The sequence below is a fragment of the Candidatus Avelusimicrobium sp. genome (assembly GCF_051874775.1).
Lineage (GTDB): Bacteria > Elusimicrobiota > Elusimicrobia > Elusimicrobiales > Elusimicrobiaceae > Avelusimicrobium.
The window spans coordinates 61,174-80,639 of the sequence record NZ_JBJEGE010000027.1; the positions used below are offsets into that span (position 1 = coordinate 61,174).

The 19,466-nt window shown below is 48.1% G+C and carries 22 protein-coding genes; 5 read left to right on the plus strand and 17 right to left on the minus strand.

Going from position 1 to position 19,466, the window contains the following annotated elements:
- Nucleotides 1-329: 329 nt before the first annotated feature.
- The 8 genes from mtaB to hrcA all read right to left on the minus strand — a co-directional run bounded on the left by mtaB (nt 330) and on the right by hrcA (nt 8,281).
- Entirely contained in the window at nt 330-1,574 is a 1,245-nt protein-coding gene (mtaB, locus tag ACI351_RS05470; protein WP_439734238.1) for a tRNA (N(6)-L-threonylcarbamoyladenosine(37)-C(2))-methylthiotransferase MtaB, read from the minus strand.
- The gene (locus ACI351_RS05475) at nt 1,561-2,187 is read right to left on the minus strand and encodes a hypothetical protein (protein ID WP_439734239.1); all 627 of its coding nucleotides are present in this window, start codon (nt 2,185-2,187) and stop codon (nt 1,561-1,563) included. Before ACI351_RS05475 ends, mtaB begins: the two co-directional genes overlap by 14 nt.
- A 4-nt stretch (nt 2,188-2,191) precedes the next feature.
- Nucleotides 2,192-2,848 (minus strand): hypothetical protein, encoded by a 657-nt coding sequence (locus ACI351_RS05480; protein WP_439734240.1) that lies wholly within the window; start codon nt 2,846-2,848, stop codon nt 2,192-2,194.
- A gap of 1 nt (nt 2,849) precedes the next feature.
- On the minus strand, nt 2,850-3,545 hold the full coding sequence (locus ACI351_RS05485; RefSeq protein ID WP_439734241.1) for an RsmE family RNA methyltransferase: 696 nt from the start codon (nt 3,543-3,545) through the stop codon (nt 2,850-2,852).
- A gap of 68 nt (nt 3,546-3,613) precedes the next feature.
- Nucleotides 3,614-4,156: a type IV pilin protein gene (locus ACI351_RS05490; protein WP_439734242.1), complete on the minus strand. Its 543-nt coding sequence runs from the start codon at nt 4,154-4,156 to the stop codon at nt 3,614-3,616.
- A 517-nt stretch (nt 4,157-4,673) separates the two neighbouring features.
- Nucleotides 4,674-6,557: a molecular chaperone DnaK gene (dnaK, locus tag ACI351_RS05495; RefSeq protein ID WP_439734243.1), complete on the minus strand. Its 1,884-nt coding sequence runs from the start codon at nt 6,555-6,557 to the stop codon at nt 4,674-4,676.
- 61 nt (nt 6,558-6,618) lie between these two features.
- A complete protein-coding gene (locus tag ACI351_RS05500) occupies nt 6,619-7,191 on the minus strand; it encodes a nucleotide exchange factor GrpE (RefSeq protein WP_439734244.1) in 573 nt (190 codons plus the stop codon).
- Nucleotides 7,184-8,281 (minus strand): heat-inducible transcriptional repressor HrcA, encoded by a 1,098-nt coding sequence (hrcA, locus tag ACI351_RS05505; protein ID WP_439734245.1) that lies wholly within the window; start codon nt 8,279-8,281, stop codon nt 7,184-7,186. Before hrcA ends, ACI351_RS05500 begins: the two co-directional genes overlap by 8 nt.
- Nucleotides 8,282-8,541: 260 nt before the next feature.
- Between hrcA and ACI351_RS05510 the strand changes: the two genes are divergently transcribed.
- From ACI351_RS05510 to ACI351_RS05520, 3 genes are read left to right on the plus strand one after another with little or no spacing between them, the layout of a single operon-like run.
- Nucleotides 8,542-9,348, plus strand: a complete 807-nt coding sequence (locus ACI351_RS05510; protein WP_439734246.1) for a TatD family hydrolase — start codon at nt 8,542-8,544, stop codon at nt 9,346-9,348.
- A 30-nt stretch (nt 9,349-9,378) separates the two neighbouring features.
- Nucleotides 9,379-9,966, plus strand: coding sequence for a hypothetical protein (locus ACI351_RS05515; RefSeq protein ID WP_439734247.1), 588 nt, complete (start codon nt 9,379-9,381; stop codon nt 9,964-9,966).
- Between the two features lie 12 nt (nt 9,967-9,978).
- Nucleotides 9,979-10,665, plus strand: a complete 687-nt coding sequence (locus tag ACI351_RS05520; RefSeq protein ID WP_439734248.1) for a hypothetical protein — start codon at nt 9,979-9,981, stop codon at nt 10,663-10,665.
- Nucleotides 10,666-10,894: 229 nt separating this feature from the next.
- Here ACI351_RS05520 and rplT read toward each other — a convergent pair whose 3' ends face one another.
- From rplT to infC, 3 genes are all read right to left on the minus strand, one after another.
- Entirely contained in the window at nt 10,895-11,248 is a 354-nt protein-coding gene (gene rplT, locus ACI351_RS05525) for a 50S ribosomal protein L20 (RefSeq protein WP_439734249.1), read from the minus strand.
- Between the two features lie 13 nt (nt 11,249-11,261).
- A complete protein-coding gene (locus ACI351_RS05530) occupies nt 11,262-11,468 on the minus strand; it encodes a large ribosomal subunit protein bL35 (RefSeq protein WP_439726864.1) in 207 nt (68 codons plus the stop codon).
- Nucleotides 11,469-11,568: 100 nt separating this feature from the next.
- Nucleotides 11,569-12,108 (minus strand): translation initiation factor IF-3, encoded by a 540-nt coding sequence (infC, locus tag ACI351_RS05535; RefSeq protein ID WP_439734250.1) that lies wholly within the window; start codon nt 12,106-12,108, stop codon nt 11,569-11,571.
- A gap of 204 nt (nt 12,109-12,312) precedes the next feature.
- On the opposite strand from infC, the gene nusB reads away from it, so the two are divergent.
- The gene (gene nusB, locus ACI351_RS05540) at nt 12,313-12,723 is read left to right on the plus strand and encodes a transcription antitermination factor NusB (protein ID WP_439734251.1); all 411 of its coding nucleotides are present in this window, start codon (nt 12,313-12,315) and stop codon (nt 12,721-12,723) included.
- A gap of 11 nt (nt 12,724-12,734) precedes the next feature.
- Nucleotides 12,735-14,723: an NAD-dependent DNA ligase LigA gene (gene ligA / locus ACI351_RS05545; protein WP_439734252.1), complete on the plus strand. Its 1,989-nt coding sequence runs from the start codon at nt 12,735-12,737 to the stop codon at nt 14,721-14,723.
- Between the two features lie 60 nt (nt 14,724-14,783).
- On the opposite strand, the gene ACI351_RS05550 is transcribed toward ligA, so the two are convergent.
- The 6 genes from ACI351_RS05550 to lpoB all read right to left on the minus strand — a co-directional run bounded on the left by ACI351_RS05550 (nt 14,784) and on the right by lpoB (nt 19,449).
- Nucleotides 14,784-15,275, minus strand: a complete 492-nt coding sequence (locus tag ACI351_RS05550) for a hypothetical protein (protein ID WP_439734253.1) — start codon at nt 15,273-15,275, stop codon at nt 14,784-14,786.
- 45 nt (nt 15,276-15,320) lie between these two features.
- Complete coding sequence (locus ACI351_RS05555; protein ID WP_439734254.1) at nt 15,321-15,905, minus strand: hypothetical protein; 585 nt, start codon at nt 15,903-15,905, stop codon at nt 15,321-15,323.
- Nucleotides 15,905-16,585, minus strand: a complete 681-nt coding sequence (locus tag ACI351_RS05560) for an FKBP-type peptidyl-prolyl cis-trans isomerase (protein WP_439734255.1) — start codon at nt 16,583-16,585, stop codon at nt 15,905-15,907. The genes ACI351_RS05555 and ACI351_RS05560 overlap by 1 nt, the downstream gene beginning before the upstream one ends.
- 8 nt (nt 16,586-16,593) lie before the next feature.
- Nucleotides 16,594-17,532 carry a hypothetical protein gene (locus ACI351_RS05565; protein ID WP_439734256.1) on the minus strand — a complete coding sequence of 313 codons (939 nt, stop codon included), beginning with the start codon at nt 17,530-17,532 and terminating at the stop codon, nt 16,594-16,596.
- A gap of 11 nt (nt 17,533-17,543) precedes the next feature.
- Entirely contained in the window at nt 17,544-18,767 is a 1,224-nt protein-coding gene (locus tag ACI351_RS05570) for a hypothetical protein (RefSeq protein WP_439734257.1), read from the minus strand.
- Nucleotides 18,768-18,858: 91 nt separating this feature from the next.
- A complete protein-coding gene (lpoB, locus tag ACI351_RS05575; protein WP_439734258.1) occupies nt 18,859-19,449 on the minus strand; it encodes a penicillin-binding protein activator LpoB in 591 nt (196 codons plus the stop codon).
- Nucleotides 19,450-19,466: the final 17 nt, after the last annotated feature.

Genomic DNA, 19,466 nt, shown 5'->3' on the forward strand with positions numbered 1-19,466 from the left:
TTAACAAAGGGAGATTCTGAACAGAAACATTTCAGAATGACCCTATATAATAGAACCATATTGTATGTTTGTTGTTGTGCCGCCCTTTGCTCCGCTTATAAAAAACGTTCCCTGCGGATAAGAAATTTTATTGTTTGAGCACAGCGAGTTATAAAATTTCCCGCAGAGAACTGCTTTTTATGGAGCACGGGCGGCGAGTTTTTTGCTTACTTTTTGTCGGTACAAAAAGTAAGGATTCTGATTTAGCAAATTGTTGGCCCTTAAAAGCAACGAAACGCAAAGAAAATCTCTTTGCGTTTCGTGCGCCTTATGAAAGTTAACATCATTTGTTATGAAACCACTGCCCCATAACACAGCGCCCCTTCCGCGCGGACAATTTTGACGCGCACCAACCCGCGGCGCGGAAGATTCTCCCCCTCCAGCACTACCTGCTGGAAGTTAGACGTGATTCCGTGAGGCAATCCGCCCTTATGTTCTTCTATAAACACCACCTGTTCTGTGCCGACGAGCGACGCGGCAAACGCGTCGCGCAGTTCTTTATCGAGTGTGCGCAAAACCTCGGCACGGCGTTTAATTTCCTGTGGCGGAAGCTGCTTTAAGAGGGCAGCTTTCGTCCCGGGGCGGGGCGAATAGCTAAATACGTGAAGTCCGGCCAGGTTTACTTCGCGGATAAAGCGGACGGTATCCTCAAAATCCTGCTCCGTTTCGGTAGGATAACCGGCGATAACATCGGCAAAAATACCGATTTGCGGCACTTTAGAGCGCAAATCCGCCACGCGCGCGCGATAAGCAGCGGTATCGTAATGGCGGTTCATATCCTTAAGCACTTTGTCGCATCCAGCTTGTAACGGGAGATGAAAATAATTGCAAAAACGGTCCGGCCGCGCAGCCATCGCCGCAATTACACCGCCCGTTACCGTCTGCAGTTCAATAGAGGAAAACCGTATACGAAATGAACCCGTCTGGCGCGCGATATATTGGCACAGTTCTGCCAAATCCGCCCCCGTCTGCGGACAACGGTAATTGCCGATGTTAATGCCCGTCAGCACGATTTCGGAAAACCCTTTTTCTTCCAATGTTTTGATTTCACAGAGCACGTCCGCCAATGGTTTGGAACGCTTCTCATTTCGGGCAAACGGAACGATACAATAGGAACAGTAAGCATCGCACCCGTCTTGAATTTTGATAAACGCACGGCTGTGCCCCTCGTGGCCGGACACGGTCCAGCAGACGTCCTCTTCGTCAAAAAGAACGCGGCCCAGCTCGTACTTGCCGACAATTTCGGCCTGCGGGAATTTCTGTTGTACTTCGGCCTTATGCGCCATGGCATAGCACCCTGTCAGCACGAGGCGCGCGGACGGATTGCGGCGCAGAATCTGGCGGATTTGTTTTTCCACATCTTTATCGGCCTGATGAGTGACGGTACACGTATTGAGCACGCAAATATCCGCCGTTTCAAAAGAATCCGCGGGTTTATAGCCGGCACGCAAAAACTGTTCCAAAACGGCCTGGCTTTCCACCTGGTTGACGCGGCAGCCGAATGTCTTGATAAAAAATGTTTTAGGAGATGTCATTTAAAATAAAACCTTTTTCGTCCCGCAAGTATTCACAAAACGCACGGCCCTGCGGCAACAGAACATTACAATTATTTTCCCAACGGCCCGCCGAATCCCGGTATCCGTTCATGGAATAGGTGCAGGAATACGGCTTTTCGTTATTCCGGCATAACGTCCACGAGCAGGACTGATAATCGCATTGCACGTCATAAAAATCATACACGTTGCCCCTGCATTTGGGGTATTCGGCGGAAGGGTTTTCCAACTCACAGCCGATAAAATGCGAAACGGAAGGATTTAACGCAGGAGACGCTTTATCCGACAAAAACCAAACCGACCCTTCCGTTTGTTTGGCATACAGCGTAAACCAAGTGTCCAACGCGCGTTCCAATTCCGGCAGTCCGTCCAAAAAACGGGACATGAGTTCTTTTTCCGACTCCACAGACGATACCTGCACCGCAGTCTGCGCAGCGGGTTCCGCCGGGGCGGCCGGTTTGCGCGTGAGCCACAAAAAAGAGTGCACCCCCAACAGCCCGCCCAACACCAACCCGGCGGCTCCGGCCGCCTGCACAGCGCGGAAACCTACAGGATAATCAGCATTCCACAATTTGTAAAAAAATCGTTTTATCATAGAATTACCACGCGGTGATACGCCACCCTTTCCGTTCGTACAGTTTTTTACCCAATTTGCGCGATTTGGCCTCTACACGGGCGGAATAATCCCACCGGCCGGAGCCGGGCCAACCGCCGCGAACGGAATAAAGGCACCCGTCGGAAAAATCCTTGCGGCACAACAACCAGCCGCAGCCGGACTTATCACAGTAAAAATCGTAAAAGGAGAAAAACTCCTCCGAGCAAACAAAGAAATCTTCATCCGGCCCAATACCGCTCACGGAACAGCCCAACGCGTCTTCTGCCCGCTGCGGAAGAACGTCCCTGCCCAAAAAACTGACGGCCGCGGGAGAATTTGCAAAATACCAATCTTCCGCCGCACGTTCCAGCGGGGCGATTTTCTCCAAGAATTTTTCCAGCCGTTCAAATTCCGCTTCCGCCGTTTCCGGGGTTTCCGGCTCCGTTTGGACGGAGGCTTGAGCGGCCGTATTTTCCTTGGGAAACAATTTTCCCTTTACAAGAGAGCATCCGCCTCCAAGCCACGGCAGGAAAAACCCTATCGCCGCCCAACATAAAAAACAACGGAGTAAAACGAGCCAATACGCCGATTTGCCCTGCGGCAGGGAGACGGCGGCGGGCTGTGCGTGTTTGCGGTTGTTAAATCGTTTCCGTTTGCCCATATTATAAAAGTTTGGCGGCTACGGCGATACACGCCGTTTCGGCCCGTAAAATGTTTACGCCCAGCGTAACGGGCAATACGTTATACTGCGCCGCCACCACGATTTCTTCGTCCGTCCACCCTCCCGCGGGGCCGACAAATACGCGCAGGCGTTTGGGATTGCCCAGTTTTTCCAATCCCCAAAACAGCGTGTGGGATTCTTCGGCCTCATACGCGATAAGCGACGGAAGCCCTTCCGAAATGGCCTGCGGAAATTTAAGCGGCGGCAGAATGGCGGGAACAAACGGAGTATCGCATTGTTTGCAGGCGGAAATCATAATCTGCCGCCAGCGGTCGCTCTTGCCGTCCCATTTTTTCAGCACATCATATTCGCTGCGTTCCGTAATGATAGGACGGAACGCCGATACGCCCAGCTGCGTGCCTTTGTCAAGCACATCCTCGAGCCCCGTGCGGGAATTAGGCGCAAAACAAAGTTCCAGCTCAAGCGCGGGGCGGCGCGTTTCGCGCGGTTTTAACAGAGTGCCGCGCACAAATTTTTTTTGAATACGGTCAATCCGCCCGACGAACTGGCGGCCGGAGCCGTCAAACACCAACACTTCATCGCCCTCTTCGTGGCGGGCGACGGCGGAAGCGTGATGGGCTTCTGCGTCCATCAGAAAAAATTCGGTTTCTTTAATATCTGCAAAATACTGGGGCATAATAGATATTGTAACTTTTTCCGTACAAAAGAAAAACCCACGCTTAAATACGCGGGTTTTGAACCATACTACAAGTAATAAAAATCACCCCAATTATTTGTTTCTTTTTTCCCACCTAAAGACAGGCAAACCCTCTCCCCAAAAGCACGTACTTTTTCCCCAGCCCCTGTATACGGCAGGCAGTTGGGGCCTTTTCCCAATAAAGGATGATGAACCTGATAAGGAACTTGATATTCAGCACAAATACCACCCCCAACTGGGCATTTCTTCACAAAAGCACCAATACCCCCGTAGTCTATACGCAAATGTAAAAGGACATCAGGGCAATCCAGCACATCATAGGCCCAACCGTTTGTCTGATAGGTTTGGTTATATTTACAAGAAGACGGATATTCTATATCCAATTCGGTCAAATCCTTGGAATATTGCCCGTTTGCCATATAGTAAATTTCCTGCGCCGAAACCAAACTGTTTACCAAGGGCTGTATTCTGGTAAACCGCGACTTGTATACTGCTAATTCATACTGCGGCAAAGCGACGGCGGCTAATATACCGATGATTAATATGACGACCAATAATTCGATTAAAGTAAACCCGCCTCTTTGATACATAGGATACATCCCCCCTTATTACGGTTTGGCAGCTTACTTTACTTACGTCATTCCCGAATGGTTCTATCGGGAATCTCGTTGTTGCGTAACGACAGATTCCGTACTAAAACTATACGGAATGACGCACTGAAAAGGCAAAGTCGCCAAGCCTTATTTATCTCCATGGTATCAAAAAAAAAAAAACAAAACAACCCCTCCGTGTTCCCCCAAAAAATCCGTTTCCTTATTTCATACCCGCCCTTCGTCCTGCTTATAAAAAGCGTCCGAAACGGAAAAGGCGTTTTATTTGTTTGAGCGTAGCGAGTTGTAAAACGCCCCGTTTCGGACTGCTTTTTATAGGACCAGGGCGGGCAGTCTTTTTGATTCTTTTTCTGCTGCCAGAAAAAGAAGGAAGAAGATTTTTTGCTTACTTTTTGCCGACGCAAAAAGTAAGGAGAAAATATTTAAGGAAGAGCAATTAAAAAGGGGAACCTTTCGGTTCCCCTTTCTACTTTCTGATTTACCCACCTGATAATACTTATTTGTCGACCACTTCGGCTTCCACCACATCGTCTTTACCGTCGTTTCCGGCGGCTCCGGCTTGAGCACCCGCAGCTTCGGGGCCTGCTTGGGCTCCGGCTTGCGCCTGCGCGCCGGCTTGGGCATTTGCCTGCTGGGCTTTATACATCGCTTCGCCCAGTTTCTGGCTGGCTTGCATCGCTGCGTCGGTGGCGGATTTTATTCTGGCCGCATCGTCGCCTTTCAAGGCATCTTTCAGGTCGCCCAAGGCGCGTTCAATGGCCAAGCGGTCGTCCTGAGACACTTTGTCGCCGTATTCTTTCAGCGATTTTTCGGTCTGGTACAGCACACTGTCGCCTTGGTTTTTCGCTTCGATAAGTTCTTTATGTTTCTTATCTTCTTCGGCGAATTTTTCGGCGTCTTTTACGAATTTTTCAACTTCCACGTCGCTGAGCTTGCTGGAAGAAGTAATTGTAATGTGCTGTTCTTTATTGGTGCCTAAGTCTTTGGCGGACACATTCAAAATACCGTTGGCGTCGATGTCGAAAGTAACTTCGATTTGCGGCACGCCGCGCGGAGCGGGCGGAATACCGTCGAGGTCGAATTTACCGAGCGGCACGTTGTCTTTGGCCATCGGGCGTTCGCCCTGCAAGACATTAATGGTTACCGCCGGCTGATTATCGGCCGCCGTAGAGAATACCTGCGATTTGCGCGTAGGAATCGTGGTGTTGCGTTCGATTAAGCGCGTGCACACGCCGCCCAAGGTTTCGAGGCCCAAGGAAAGCGGAGTGACGTCGAGGAGCAGCACATCTTTGACGTCTCCGGTCAAAATACCGGCCTGTACGCTCGCGCCGATCGCCACACATTCCATCGGGTCAATACCGCGTTCGATTTTTTTGCCCACGAGGTCTTCCACGAATTTCTGCACAATCGGCATACGGGTCGGGCCGCCAACCAAAATAATGCGGTCAATCTGGCTGGGAGAAAGTTTGGCGTCGGCCAAGGCCTGATTGACAGACTTGGCGCAGCGTTTAACGATATCGTCCACCAAGCTTTCCAGTTTGGCGCGGGACAATTTCAGTTCAAGGTGTTTCGGGCCGTCCGCACCGGCGGAAATAAACGGCAGGTTAATATCCGTTTCCATCGTGGTGGACAGTTCGATTTTAGCCTTTTCGGCAGCGTCTTTCAAGCGCTGTTGGGCTTGTTTGTCTTTGGACAAATCGATACCCGTCTGTTTGCGGAATTCGTCCACCATCCAAGCGATGATGGCGTTATCCATATCCGTACCGCCCAACTGCGTATCGCCGGACGTGGCGATTACTTCGAACGTACCTTCTTTACCCATTTCCATAATGGTAACATCAAGCGTACCGCCGCCCAAGTCGAACACGAGCACTTTTTGTTCTTTGCCCGCTTTGTCGATACCGAAGGCCAACGCGGCCGCGGTCGGTTCGTTTACAAGGCGCACCACTTCCAAGCCCGCGATGCGGCCCGCGTCTTTGGTGGCTTGGCGTTGGTTGTCGTTAAAATACGCCGGAACGGTGATAACCGCTTTTTCCACGGGTTCGCCCAAAAAGGCTTCGGCGTCTTTTTTCACTTTCTGCAAAACGAAAGCGGACAACTGCTGGGGCGTAAATTCCTGCCCGCGCAAGTTAAATTTATAGTTTTCCCCCATTTTGCGTTTGAAGGCGGTAACGGTGCCTTCGGGGTTGGCAATCGCCTGACGGCGGGCCGGTTCACCCACAAGGCGTTGGCCGTCCTTCGTAAACGCGACATAAGACGGGAACGCTTTCCCGCCGATAGAGCTGCCTTCGGCGGACGGAACGATCGTTCCTCTGCCGCCTTCCATTACCGCCGCGGCGGTGTTGGAGGTGCCCAAGTCAATACCAATAATTTTAGCCATACTTTTTTATCTCCTTTTGATTAAAACTTTTTTACCCCACATCTAAGCGAAAAATTAGTTTTTAACCTTCCGCGTGCTGTCCGACAATGACCCGCGCGGGGCGCAGGACTTTGCCGTCCATTAAAAATCCCATCTGCACTTCCTGCAGCACGAAACCGTCCTGCTCTTCAGACGAAGGAATCATTGCCACTACTTCCTGGGTTTGCGGGTCGTAGGGTTTATCCAATACGTCCATTCGTTCTATGCCTTCGGAGCGGAATGCTTTTTCCATTTCGGCAAGGACCATTTTTATTCCGTCTTTTAAGCCTTTAAGTTCGGCAGCACACTCATCGGAAATTTTTTCTTTTTCCATTTTCTCAGCCTGTCTTAAAAGCACTTCATAAGAAGGAAGCAGTTTTTCGGCCAGTTGTTTTTTTCCGTAAGCCAAAAAAGAAGCTTTTTCGCGTTCGGTGCGTTTGCGGAAGTTGTCAAAATCCGCGCTGAGCCGTACAAGCTGGGCGTAATAATCGGGCTTTTCTTCTTTAGCCGGTTCGTCTTGCGGTTTTACTTCAGTTTCCGGTGCGGCGGTTTCCGGCAAATCCCGTTCGTCCATTTCCTGCTCGGCGGACTTATCGTGTTTGTGTTTCTTACTCATAATCTTCATCTCCCCCAGTGGGCAGTACAGACCAGTTTTGCATAGACGCTTCCAGCAAGTCCCCGATGAAATTCACCAAAGACATTACCCGCGTATATTCCATATGTTTAGGTCCTATAATGCCCAACATACCAACCGTTTTATCCCCCACGCGGCAGGCAGTAGTTACGATACTTAAATTCTTAAGTTCTTTAAGTTCGTTCTCGCTACCGATGCTTACGCTTAATTTTTGGTTGGATTTTTCCATATCTGTCATTTTTTCGCTCAACAGCGAAGAAAACCGTTCGCGCTCTTCCACTACGCGCATCATCTGTTTCAAATCTTCGTAATCGTCCTCGGTCGTGTTTTCCAGTAAGCGACCGATACCTTCCACGTATAATTCGTCCCCCGTTTGCGGGCGTTCGATATCTTTAAGCACCTGTGCGGCAAGATCCGCCACGCCGGCCAGGTCGCGATGTCCAGACTGAACGTGCTGCCACAAAATGCGGCGCGCCTCAGCTAATGTAAGACCGGAAATTGCCTCGTTAATAAAACGGCTGAGCACCCGTAAACGGGAAGGTTCAATAATATATCCCGTACGTACCGGCCAATGACGCACCGCACCGGACTGGGTAACCAGTACCGCCAAAATCATCCCGGGCGCAAGCGGAATAAAATCAAGCCGCTGAACCCGTTGGTCTTGCACATTGGAAGTATATACAAACCCCGCCGCACCGGATAGCATAGCCAGTAAACGCGACGTCTGCACAAGTATATTGTCTACTTCGTTTACGCGGGCGTCGTACTGTTCTTCAATACGTTGGCGTTCCTGCGCGGCCATTTTTTGCACATTGGCAAGGTAATCCACGTAATAGCGGTAAGCTTTATCCGTAGGAATACGTCCGCCGGAGGTGTGCGGTTGATAGAGATACCCTTCTTCTTCCAACTCTTTCATAATGTTGCGTACGGTGGCGCTGGACACATCCTGCAATGCGGACGATACAATCATCTGCGAGCCCACGGGGCGGCGGGTTTCCACAAATTGTTGAACAACCCACCTCAAAATTTTTTCTTTACGTGCTTTTGCGATTTCCGGTTTCAGAATTCTCATACTGTGTCCCGAGGCTCCTTAGGAAAGTGCTTTTATTTTAGCACTCTTTCAAACCCTCTGCTAAAATTATAAGCAATTATTTTATTTTTGTCAACCCCTATTTTAGACTGCTAATTTTGAACAGCTCTTATCAAAGAACATTTGTCCCCGTTAATTATAATTTGTCCCTGTTAATTATAATAGGTACGGCACAGTTTTACGCAATGTAGGTTTTTGTATTAGTTTTGCCGTAGCTCTTGCTAAAAAGTTACAATATAAATATGAAATTTATTGATTCACACGCCCATTTAAACGATCCTGCCTTTGACCCCGACCGCGGGGAAATTATCGTCCGCCTGCCGCAAGCAGGCGTTACGCTTAGTGTGGAAATTGGCTGTGCCCCCGAAGAATGGCAGCCTGCTTTGGATTTATCCGCCCGATATCCGGCAATTATCCGTGCCGTACTGGGAGTCCACCCCGAATACGCCCCGAAATTGACAAAAGAGGGGCTAAAAGAGCTAGAAACTTTACTCCGCAGCCCTTACAACACGGCCGTGGGAGAAATCGGATTAGATTATACCTGCTTGGAGACAGCCGGCAAAGACATCCAACACGATGTTTTTACCCAAATGCTGGGGCTCGCCAGCAAGACACATCTGCCCATAGTATTACACGTACGGCGCGAAGGGGAAGATTATGCGGCGTATGATGATACTTTTTCCGCATTAAAACAAAATTGGACCCCCGTTTCCGGCCGTCCGCACGCGGGAGTATTACACTGTTTCTGCGCGCGGTACGAAGAAGCCAAAAAGGCGCTGGACCACGGTCTTTTGTTGGGAATCAACGGCTGTTTTACGTACAAAAAAAACGAATATATCCGCGAAGCCGTCAAAAAAGCGGGCGCAGATAAAATTATCTTTGAAACGGACTGTCCCTATTTAGCCCCGCAAGGGAAACGCGGTACCAGAAATGATCCTTCCAATATCCCGCTGATTGCCCAGTTCACAGCCGATTATTTAAATATTCCGCTAGAAAAGATGGCACACATCACCACAAAAAATGCGCGGGAGCTGTACGGAGTGAAATAAATTTGTTATAGTGCTGTAAGAGGATACTTTATGAAAAAACAGTCATTTTTTATTTTTATCGCCGCCGCGCTGCTTACTGCCGGCTGTACTTCGCCGGAGCAGGACCAGCAAATTAGACTGTTCTGGCTGCAGCAATATACTAATCTAATGATGAAAAAATCGGGCAGGACCCCTTCTGACACCACACGCCGTATGCCCACTACAACGATGCTCCCAGCTGCACAAGCCCCACGTCAAGAAGTCACACCGCGCCAAGAAATGGCGCCTCAACCGCAGCTTATTGACGTAACAATGGAAACGGACGCATTGAATGGCAAGGCGCCCTTCCAAGACCGCGTGCGAATGAAACGCGCTTGGAACGCGGTACAAGCTGTCAACCAAAAAACAGTGGAGGATATTGGTACTGCTTTTGGGGAACAGGTCAAAACTAAAGCTTTCATCATTACGACCAACACCGAAAAACAACTCAAACAAGAAGCAAAAAATGCTACGGATTTTGCCTCTTATTTTGCGCGGCAGCAAGAACTGCTTGCTAAACAAGAGAAAGATATCACCCAACTGATGACGCAAAATCGTGGACATATCAAAAAATTGAAAAAAATAAATACGCCATTATAGCTTAAGGAACGGATGATGCGCTTGCGCTTTATTTTGGGTTTGATTTTGTTAGGAGTATCGTTGCAATTTATTGCCAAAACACTAAGTGGTATACTGCCAATGATGAAAGAAGCTGCTCTATATCCCGCGAGCGGACGCGTATTACAACTGCCGTTCAAACAACAAACACTCATCCCCACGCCGCATCACCATGTCTCCACACTCCAACGTTTTAAAAGGTTGTTTCCAAAAGAAAAGCTTGTAAAACTTGTTACCCCTGCCGATGAAACCCTGCCGTTGCCAAAAGATTCCGGTAATGCATTTATGCAGATAACGATCGAGGAGTTGCGTCCTCCCATAAAAAATACAAGCTTGGGAAAAGAAGGCGCAGCACAAGTGGAAGCGTTTTTGCTTCAAAAACAAAAGGATAATACTCTTTTAGCCGATGAAACGGGGGCGCTGTTTGGGGAAGAAGTTAAAAAAGAAATTATATATATTCTAACCCAAGACGAAAAAGACAGTCTAACCAACGCACGCAAAAGCAAAACTGCCCAAGAATACTTCCAACGGCAAGAAAAAACAGATAGAAACACATCCAAAAAACTGGCGGAAGTATTTGAAAAACACAAAAAACAATTCAACCGCCGGCTATATGAGAATTCACCCGAGTGGAACGCTTTTTTCAAACGGGTAAACGCCTTTCAAAAAGCAGCGGATTAGAGCTTTCCTTTTAAAGCTTTTTCTGACAAATTGACCGCCTGCAGCATTTAGCATCTACCGTTTTTAGACAAGAGACTCAATCCCGTAATATTGCACCCGCCCAATACTACAGAATGATGCAACCTTTATTTTGGCGGATAAAAATAAATATCCCCTGCATACCCAAGGTTTAGCATATAAAACCCCCCGCTTCTTACGAAGTGGGGGGTTCCTGCAAACAAATGTTAACTTAGTTCGCGGCGGCTTTTGCGGCATCGACCAACTTCTTAAAAGAAGCCGGATCTTTAATTGCCATTTCGGACAACATTTTGCGGTTAAGCGTAATGTTGGCTTTGGTAAGCCCGCTGATGAACTTGGAGTAAGACAAACCTTCCTCTCTTACCGCGGCATTGATGCGGGTAATCCACAACTGGCGGTAGGTGGTTTTTTTGTCTTTGCGGTCCACGTAAGCGTGTACGCCGGATTTATCCAGCTGCTGCGTGGCCATACGCAAGCGGCGGGATTTGTCTCCGTAATAGCCGCTGGCTCTTTTCAATACTTTTTTCTTTCTTGCGTGTCTAGGAACGCTGAATTTAATTCTCATTGTCTCTACCCTCTTATTTGGCCATAGGGAGATACTTTTCCAAGATCTTCCCTTTGTTAGACTCGGGCGTAATGACGCCGGTCTTTCTCATACCGTGTTTAATGGAGGCAGAAACAGGCGTTAACAAGTGTTTTCTGCCGGCTTTTCTGTGGGTGAATTTACCCGTGGCGGTTTTTCTGAAGCGTTTTTTCCCGCCGCTATGGTTTTTTAATTTAGGCATTGTATTATCCTTTATGTAAAATGGTTCTTTTTACCCAACCCGTGTCGGGAGCCGGTCAAGCCCCGAACCCGTTCACTACAAAAAGAACCTGAAAAATCGGTTAATTTTTAGGCACAAACGTCATCGACATACGGTTGCCCATCTGTTGGAGACCGCCGTCCACATTGGCAAGCGCTTCCAAGCGTTTGGCCGTATCGTTTAAAATTTGCATACCGATGTCTTTGTGCTGGTTTTCGCGCCCGTGGAACACCACGACAAAGCGCACCATATCTTTTTTGCGCAAAAACTCTTCAATTTGGCGAATTTTAACGTCCAAATCGTGCGGAGCAATGCGCGATTTAATGCGCAGCTCCTTCATCGTTACTTTTGCTTGTTTCTTTTTGGCTTCCGCGGCTTTTTTACCTTGCTCATACACATACCGGTTATAGTCCAGTATTTTGCAGACAGGAGGAACCGCGTTGGGGGAAATTTCCACCAAGTCCAAATCCTGTTCTTTGGCCAACGCGATTGCCTGAGCAATCGGCTTAACGCCAATCATAGTTCCGTCGGAATCAATCACACGCACTTCCGCAGCGCGGATGTTTTGGTTTCTAGTGTACAAATCTTTTTTGTACGTTCTTCTGTTATCAAATCTGGCCATTTAATTATTCTTTCAAAAAAATAGTCCTCTTTTAGGACTTTTCTATTATACAAACTTGCTTTATGCGGTGTCAACGCGGTACTGTGCGCAAGATGTCTTAACATCCTGACACCAATACTAACTACGCCGCACGGACAGACAAGCAAGAACGTCTTAAATTTGCTAGAATGAATATAACTTTATTATCACGGCAAGAGGATAATTATGAGCAACAGAAGAATGGCACGAGAATGCGCTCTCCAATCGCTTTATTATGCCGACAGCGCTAAGACCTCCGACGCATTACGTTTGGCCGATTATGCAGCGGATTTTAAAAAAGAATTGGGAGACTGCTTTCCGTTTTGTGAGCAACTCGTAACGGGCACCGCCAAAAACTTGCCGGAAATTGATAAATTGGTATCGGCTTACGCCAAGAACTGGACGGTATCGCGTATGTCGGCAGTGGACCGCTCTATCTTGCGTATGGCCACTTACGAAATGATATTCAGCCCCGAACGAACCCCCGTTCCGGCTATTATCGATGAAGCCATTGAGCTTGCCAAAAAGTATTCGACCGAAAACTCCAGCAAGTTTATTAACGGTCTATTGGATCAGCTGAAAAAAGAACGCAAATAACCCACAACGCTATGTACCCGAAAGAAGAAATTGAGCGGCTGAAAAAGCTGATCAATTACCACAACAACCTTTACTACAATCTGGACAATCCTATCTTGTCCGACACGCAGTACGACGAACTCTACAAACAACTCAAAGATTTAGAGGACCAGTACCCCCAATACCGCACCAAAAATTCGCCCACCCAGCGCGTAGGCGGCAAAGCGGCGGGGTTATTTACCCCTGTCAAACACGCGGCGGCGATGATGTCTCTCGACAACTCCTATTCGCCCGACGAAATCCGCGAATGGTACGCCCGCACCGCCAAGATACTGCAGCGCGATGATTTTGAAATGGTGGTGGAAGCGAAAATTGACGGCGTGTCCTGCTCTCTCACCTATCTGGACGGAAAACTGGTTCAGGCCGCCAGCCGCGGCGACGGCAAAACAGGCGAGGACATTACCGCCAACGTCCGAACCATTCAAAACATTCCGCACGAACTGCCGGAGGCTCCAAACGGCATTTTGGAGATCCGCGGCGAAGTGTATTTGGATAAAAAAGATTTAGAAAAATTAAATGCACAGCAAATTACCAAAGGGGAAAACATTTTTGCTAACACACGCAACGCGGCGGCCGGCTCTTTACGCCAAAAGGATCCGGATATTACGGCTGCTCGACCGCTTAAATTTTTTGCACACTCTTTTGGCGCGGGAAATATTACGGCGGATAGTTTCAGCGCTTTTATTTCCCAATGCAAAGCGTGGGGCTTTGCTATCTGTCCGGCACGCACCCAAACAACACTTATTGGCGAAGTGATCCGCTTCTACAACCAGTTTGATGCGTCCCGCCACAATTTACCTTTTGACGTGGACGGCCTTGTCGTCAAAGTAGACCGTTTTGAATACCAGCGCATTTTAGGCGTGACCGCCAGAAGTCCGCGCTGGGCCATTGCGTTTAAATACCCCGCCCCTCAAGCGACGACAACGATCAATAATATTATTTTTTCCGTCGGACGCAGCGGTATTATTACACCGGTGGCAGAATTGGAACCTGTCCCGTGTGCGGGCGTAATTATTTCTAATGCCACGTTACATAATTTTGACGAAATCAACCGCTTGGGCGTGCGCGTGGGCGATACGGTAATTATCGAACGCGCAGGCGAAGTGATTCCCAAAATCGTCAAAGTGGCGCAACATAAAGGTGCCAAAAGCGTGCGGCCGCCCGTTTCGTGTCCGTCCTGCGGGGAAACGGTTTATAAAGAACAAGACGAAGTGGGGTACTACTGCATTAATCCCGCCTGTCCCGCGCAGCTGCGCGCACGGCTGTTGCATTTTGTTTCCCGCGATGCAATGGACGTGGACGGCTTGGGAGACGTAGTGATGGACCAACTGTTGGAAAACAAATATGTGGCCGACTTCGCGGACCTCTACGGCTTGACGTTCTTACACTTGCTCCATTTAGAAAATTTTAAAGACAAAAAAGCGCAAAATCTCTTGGACTCCCTTGAGGCCAGCAAGCAGAAGCCGCTTTCCAAGCTGCTGTTTGCACTCGGGATTGCATTTGTAGGCGAAAAGACGGCCGAAATTTTAGCGGACCGTTTTCGGACATTAGACGCACTAAAAAATGCTCCTCTTGAAGAACTGCAAAGCGTACGTGAAGTGGGAGAAAAAGTTTCTCAAAGTATTTACGATTTTTTCCGCAGTCCGCGCGCGCTTGAGCAAATTGAACGGCTGCGTGCGGCGGGGCTTAATTTTACACAGCCAAAAAAAGAATTATCAGGCAACATTCTAGACGGAAAAACACTTGTGTTTACCGGAGAGTTGAAAACAATGACGCGTACTGAGGCAGAACTGTTGGCCAAAGAATACGGCGGAAAAGCAAGCGGCAGCGTTTCAAAGAAAACGTCCTATGTAGTGGCGGGGGAAGCGGCCGGAAGCAAACTAAAAAAAGCCAATGAACTGGGCATACCCATATTAACCGAAGAAGAGTTTTTGCGTCTGATTGGAAAAACAGCAAATTAGTTTTTAACGTAAAAAACGGCCCTCTGTCTGGAGGGCCGTTTTCAACCGTTCAAAATAATACTATTGTGCAACTTTCATATCACTGCGGACCTTGTTAAACAGATTGCTCTGCGTCGCGCGCTGTAAGAAATCTTCCCATTCCTGTTGAGTGAGTTCAAAATCATCCATCACGATATAAGAAATTTCTTTCGCCGCGTCTTTGCCTTTTTTGTTCTCCTTAGCGTAATTGTTTTCCAATTCCACATAGCGGCTGGCAACAGCGTAATCAATATCTTCCTGTGAATATGTGGGCACAGGCGACATATCATTATTAAACGTATTGGTATCAAATACGCCTTGCTGCGTGGCGGAATCAGCCTTTTGCGCGCGGTCTCCCGCGGGAACAAACATCTCGCTGTGGACGTCCGCTGCGTGTTCAAGGATAATTTCTTTATCGGGCAAATTAGTCACACGGCCTAACATTAAGTTGGAACATGCCGCCGGATGGACAATAAAATAAATACTTAAAATGATAAAAACTAAAATTACGGCTTTGAGTAAAATCTTAAGCACAGTTTAGCCTCCTGATATTCTATAGAATACAATATTTTTCCTAAATTATTCAGTTTTTTTCGCAGCGGCCGTTCCACCCGCTTCGTACTGTTGCAAATCCTGCACGCTTTTTACAAACTGCGGATTGGTTAAAATTTGCTGTACAGTTTTGGCAAAATCAGGATTTTGCAAGTGCTTGGATACGACGGCACTGATCTCGGGATTATCCGCCAATACCTGTTTTAAATCTCCGCCAGAAAGAGCGCTCAAATCCATCGCTTTACCGTGACTGGCAGCAGCCAAATCCTGATTGAAAGATTGGAGATTAGCATCCGTTTTATAATCCTCCAAAATAGAAGAAATCGTATCCCTTGCCTGTTGGATTTCCTGCTCCGCGGACAAAGGAGGCTCCTCCAAAAATACGTCTTTCGTAGAGGACGGTTCAAATAAAACGGGATAAGAAATCGGTTCTGCCTGCGGCGGTGCAAGCGACAAAGGCACGTTTTGAAAAGAAAATGCACCCTCTTCGCTTTGGCGCTGTTCTTCCCATTCGGCCGTTTTGCGTTCATAAAGTTGATAACCGCGAACCGCGCCCATAAAAATGAGCGCGGCCGCAATAATACCAATTAAAACATAACTGAGTTTGGACATTACAGCCCCATTTCAATCATTTCCACGTCAAACACCAAAACGGAGTTCGCCGGAATCTGGCCCACAGGGCGGTTTCCGTACGCCGTTTCAGGCGGGCAGACCACTTTGGCGCGGGCACCTTTTTTCATCTGCTGCATTGCTTTAGTCCAGCACGGGATAACATCGGTCAGCTTGGTTTGGAATGCTTCTCCGCGGTCGATAGAGCTGTCAAACTTAGTACCATCTATAAGCGTGCCCGTGTAATGTACTTTAATTGTATCGTCTGCTTTAGGCGTTTTGCCTTTTCCGGCGCGGGAAAGCTGAATCAGCGCGCCGTTATCCAATTCTTTTACGCCTTTTTCTTTCTTAAAATTTTCCAGATATTCCTGCTGCTGCGCTGCGCGTTTAGCGGAAATCAACTGTGCGTCGCGCTCGTATTTTTCGATAATCTGCGGTTTATACTTTTCCACATCCGTCTGTGGTTTTTTGTTTAACAGACTGTCGCGCATCCCTTGTGACAAGGCTTTGAAATCATCCTCATTGTCCAGCACCAGCTGGCGTTTTAAGTTATCTCCCAACAAAAAACCCAGCGAATACAACATTTTATTACGTTCGGCCAAGTCCTCCGCCGACGCGGCAGCATCCTGTGCGCAAACCGACAGCGGCATGAAAAGGGCAGTTAATAAAATTAATTTTTTCATATAATCTCCTATCTCATTTTTAAATACGCTTCTAATCGTTTGGTAATTTGGGCGGAGGCCTCTTCCCCCGCGCTTTGCATACTGCGGCGCATAGAGTCAGCCAGACGGGAAGTTCCCGCCCGTTCGTGTACGTTAAACCGCGCAAATGTTACCCCGCGCTGTGCATCCATCAGACTGACGGAAGCACTGCTGGAGCACCACATTAACCCGTCCACCTTTTTGGATCCGTATTCGTCCGCCTCTGTCACTACTTTTACCAAAATCACTTTATCCGGATCAGTTAGGTCCGCAACGCCCAAACCCATCTGGTTCAACGCGTCCACTACGTACGTTACGAAAACCTCGCTCTGTACGCCTTCCACATCCACTGCTACCAATACAGCAGAAAGTTTCTCTTTTAACGCATTTTTATAAGGCAAAAAAGAGTCCGGTTCAAAGCTTTCGCGGTCGGCAGATAAGAATTGGTATAAATCGTCAAGTGCCTGACGGCGCAGCACGAGCGGCTGCATTTTATAGGCAATTCTTAAATCGGCAAGCGGATCCGTTGGAGAAGTAAACTGCGCGGCCAGTCCGGCCAATTTTAAATCAACTTGTTTTAAAAGCGGTTCCAATGTGTTACGCGCATTGGCACGCAGCAATACGGCCAACGCATAATAATGTTTGGCTGAAACGTCCGCGTCACGCCATACTTTGTCTACTGACGCGTTAGCCATCAAATCCGGCAACACGCCCTGATTAGCTGCATCCGGTGCGTTTTGAATCATCTCCCGCCGCATATTATCCAAAGCGTTTTGGGAGGCTTCTTCCTTCGTCATTCCTTCGCCGGCCACCACATAGTATTCGGCAGTATCATACTTAGCCGTTTGATAAGAGACTGTATTTTTATTAAGTCCCGAACAAGCGCATAACCCCACAATCGCCCAAGCAAGCATCGTTAATTTTTTCATAACACCTCACTTTAATAAGCGGTACGGAAATGTAAAAATATCCGCCTGCCGCGTTGTACGCGTACATCTTCAAATACACGCTCTCCTACTATATTACCATATCCGTCGCGTAGTAAGAGCCGAATATTATACTTTCCCTGCGGCACAAATGCGCGCACCATACGAATCTCGGCGGGAAGCGTAAACCACTGGCGCGTATCGGCTTTTTCCACCGCTGCGCCGAACACGTTGGCAAGCATTTCGGCGAAATCCCCCAAAGAATCATCCTTCGACGATTGCGCTACAAGTTCCCGAACCGCTTTACTTGCCACCGCTTTGGAAACGGCACGCGTAGCCGTACGCATCAAAATAGATGGCATTTTTTCATCCAAATCCAGTTTAGCCGAAGCAGCCAAATCGGCTACTTTTTGGGTATAAAATTTCCGTCCGCCGATTTCCAGCCACGAATCTTTTACGCGGTAAGGCAGATTAACAAACTCGGGAAAAGAAAGCGTTACCGAGCCTCCGGAAAGCCCCGCATTGATTGCATTTTGAACCTCGGGAGAAACGGAATCTCCCTCCGCCGCAGACGACGCAAGAACAAGCGCTCTGTGCCACGCCACTTGGAAAGTGGCATTCCTTTTAAGCGGCATCAGCCCGTTAGAATGAATAAAAATAATTTCCCCTAATTCAGCGGCATTGGACGGAACCGGAAAATCCGGCGCGGTAACATTTAACTTTGCCCCTAACCGCTGGTATGCGTTTAATGCGTTAGCGCGGGCAATGCGTGCGTCCGAACCTTGTCCAACTGACTCAAACACCAAACTGGAGAAATATTGTACAAAAGGATCATCGTTATATCCTGTTTTCTTTTGGCCGCGCAAATGATCCAAAAAAAACACAGCGCGGCGCGCTTCCACGGCAGCAGCAGATACATTACCCGTACGCAAAAAATTCATCGCCCTGTAATAATAAGTAAGGGCCTGCTCATATGCGGGCGCATAATAGGGCGTCGTTAAATCATTAATGAAAAGACGGCCCGTCTCTCCCGAAACGCTTCGGGCGGAGGACTCTATCATCATTTGTGCACCTGAAAGAAATTGGTCAGTTTTGGCAGTATCGCCCGCGTCAAAGGACACAATAGCGCGGTCCAAATAAAAAAGAGAAGCGTCTTTACGGGAATACAGTTTGTTTTTTTTGGAAACCAATAGTTCCTCCGCCTCCTGGTATTTTTCGGCGGCTATAAGACTGCTCATTTCTTTTTTATAACGCAAAGAAGGCGCCGCACACGCAGAGCAAAAAAGAACTAGCCCCAACAAACATATACGCGCCTTCTTCATAAAAAACCTACCAAGTCACTTTGCTTCTTTTAACGTATTTTTTAATCTGCTTTTGTCCGTTCCAAACAATTTGGTTTGTCTCAATGTTAATCAGCTTCAAGTTGACCTGATAAAATACAAGCGACTTAGAACCGGCTTGGTCCACCACCGAATTAAGCACGCCGCTTAACATATAATCCGCGCCCACTTCTTTGCCAAACGCTTTACGCGTAGCTTCGGAAGCAAATTCATCCTGTTCCAACCGTTCGGTGCGAATTTCACCGCGCTCAGCCGACGAGGCCACAAAATCCACCTTGGCAGAATTAATAAGAGCACGCTGTATTTCTTCGATAAATACGGCTGTGTTAATATGCTCCATCGTATTGTTTACAACCGTACCGACGATAACCGTAGGCTCTTTGCCGTAACGAGTAGTAAATTTAGAATACCAGCCGCTTTGCAGACAGTCCGTAATCATTTCCTGCGCCACCATTTGCGCATCGGTATCGTTCCATCCGCCGCCCACGTCTTTTACCAGATTGGTTTCCACGCGTTGAACACTCGGAGAACATGCAAACAAAAAAGGCAAGACAAGCAATCCTGCTAATGCTTTTTTCATAGTGATAACTCCTAATT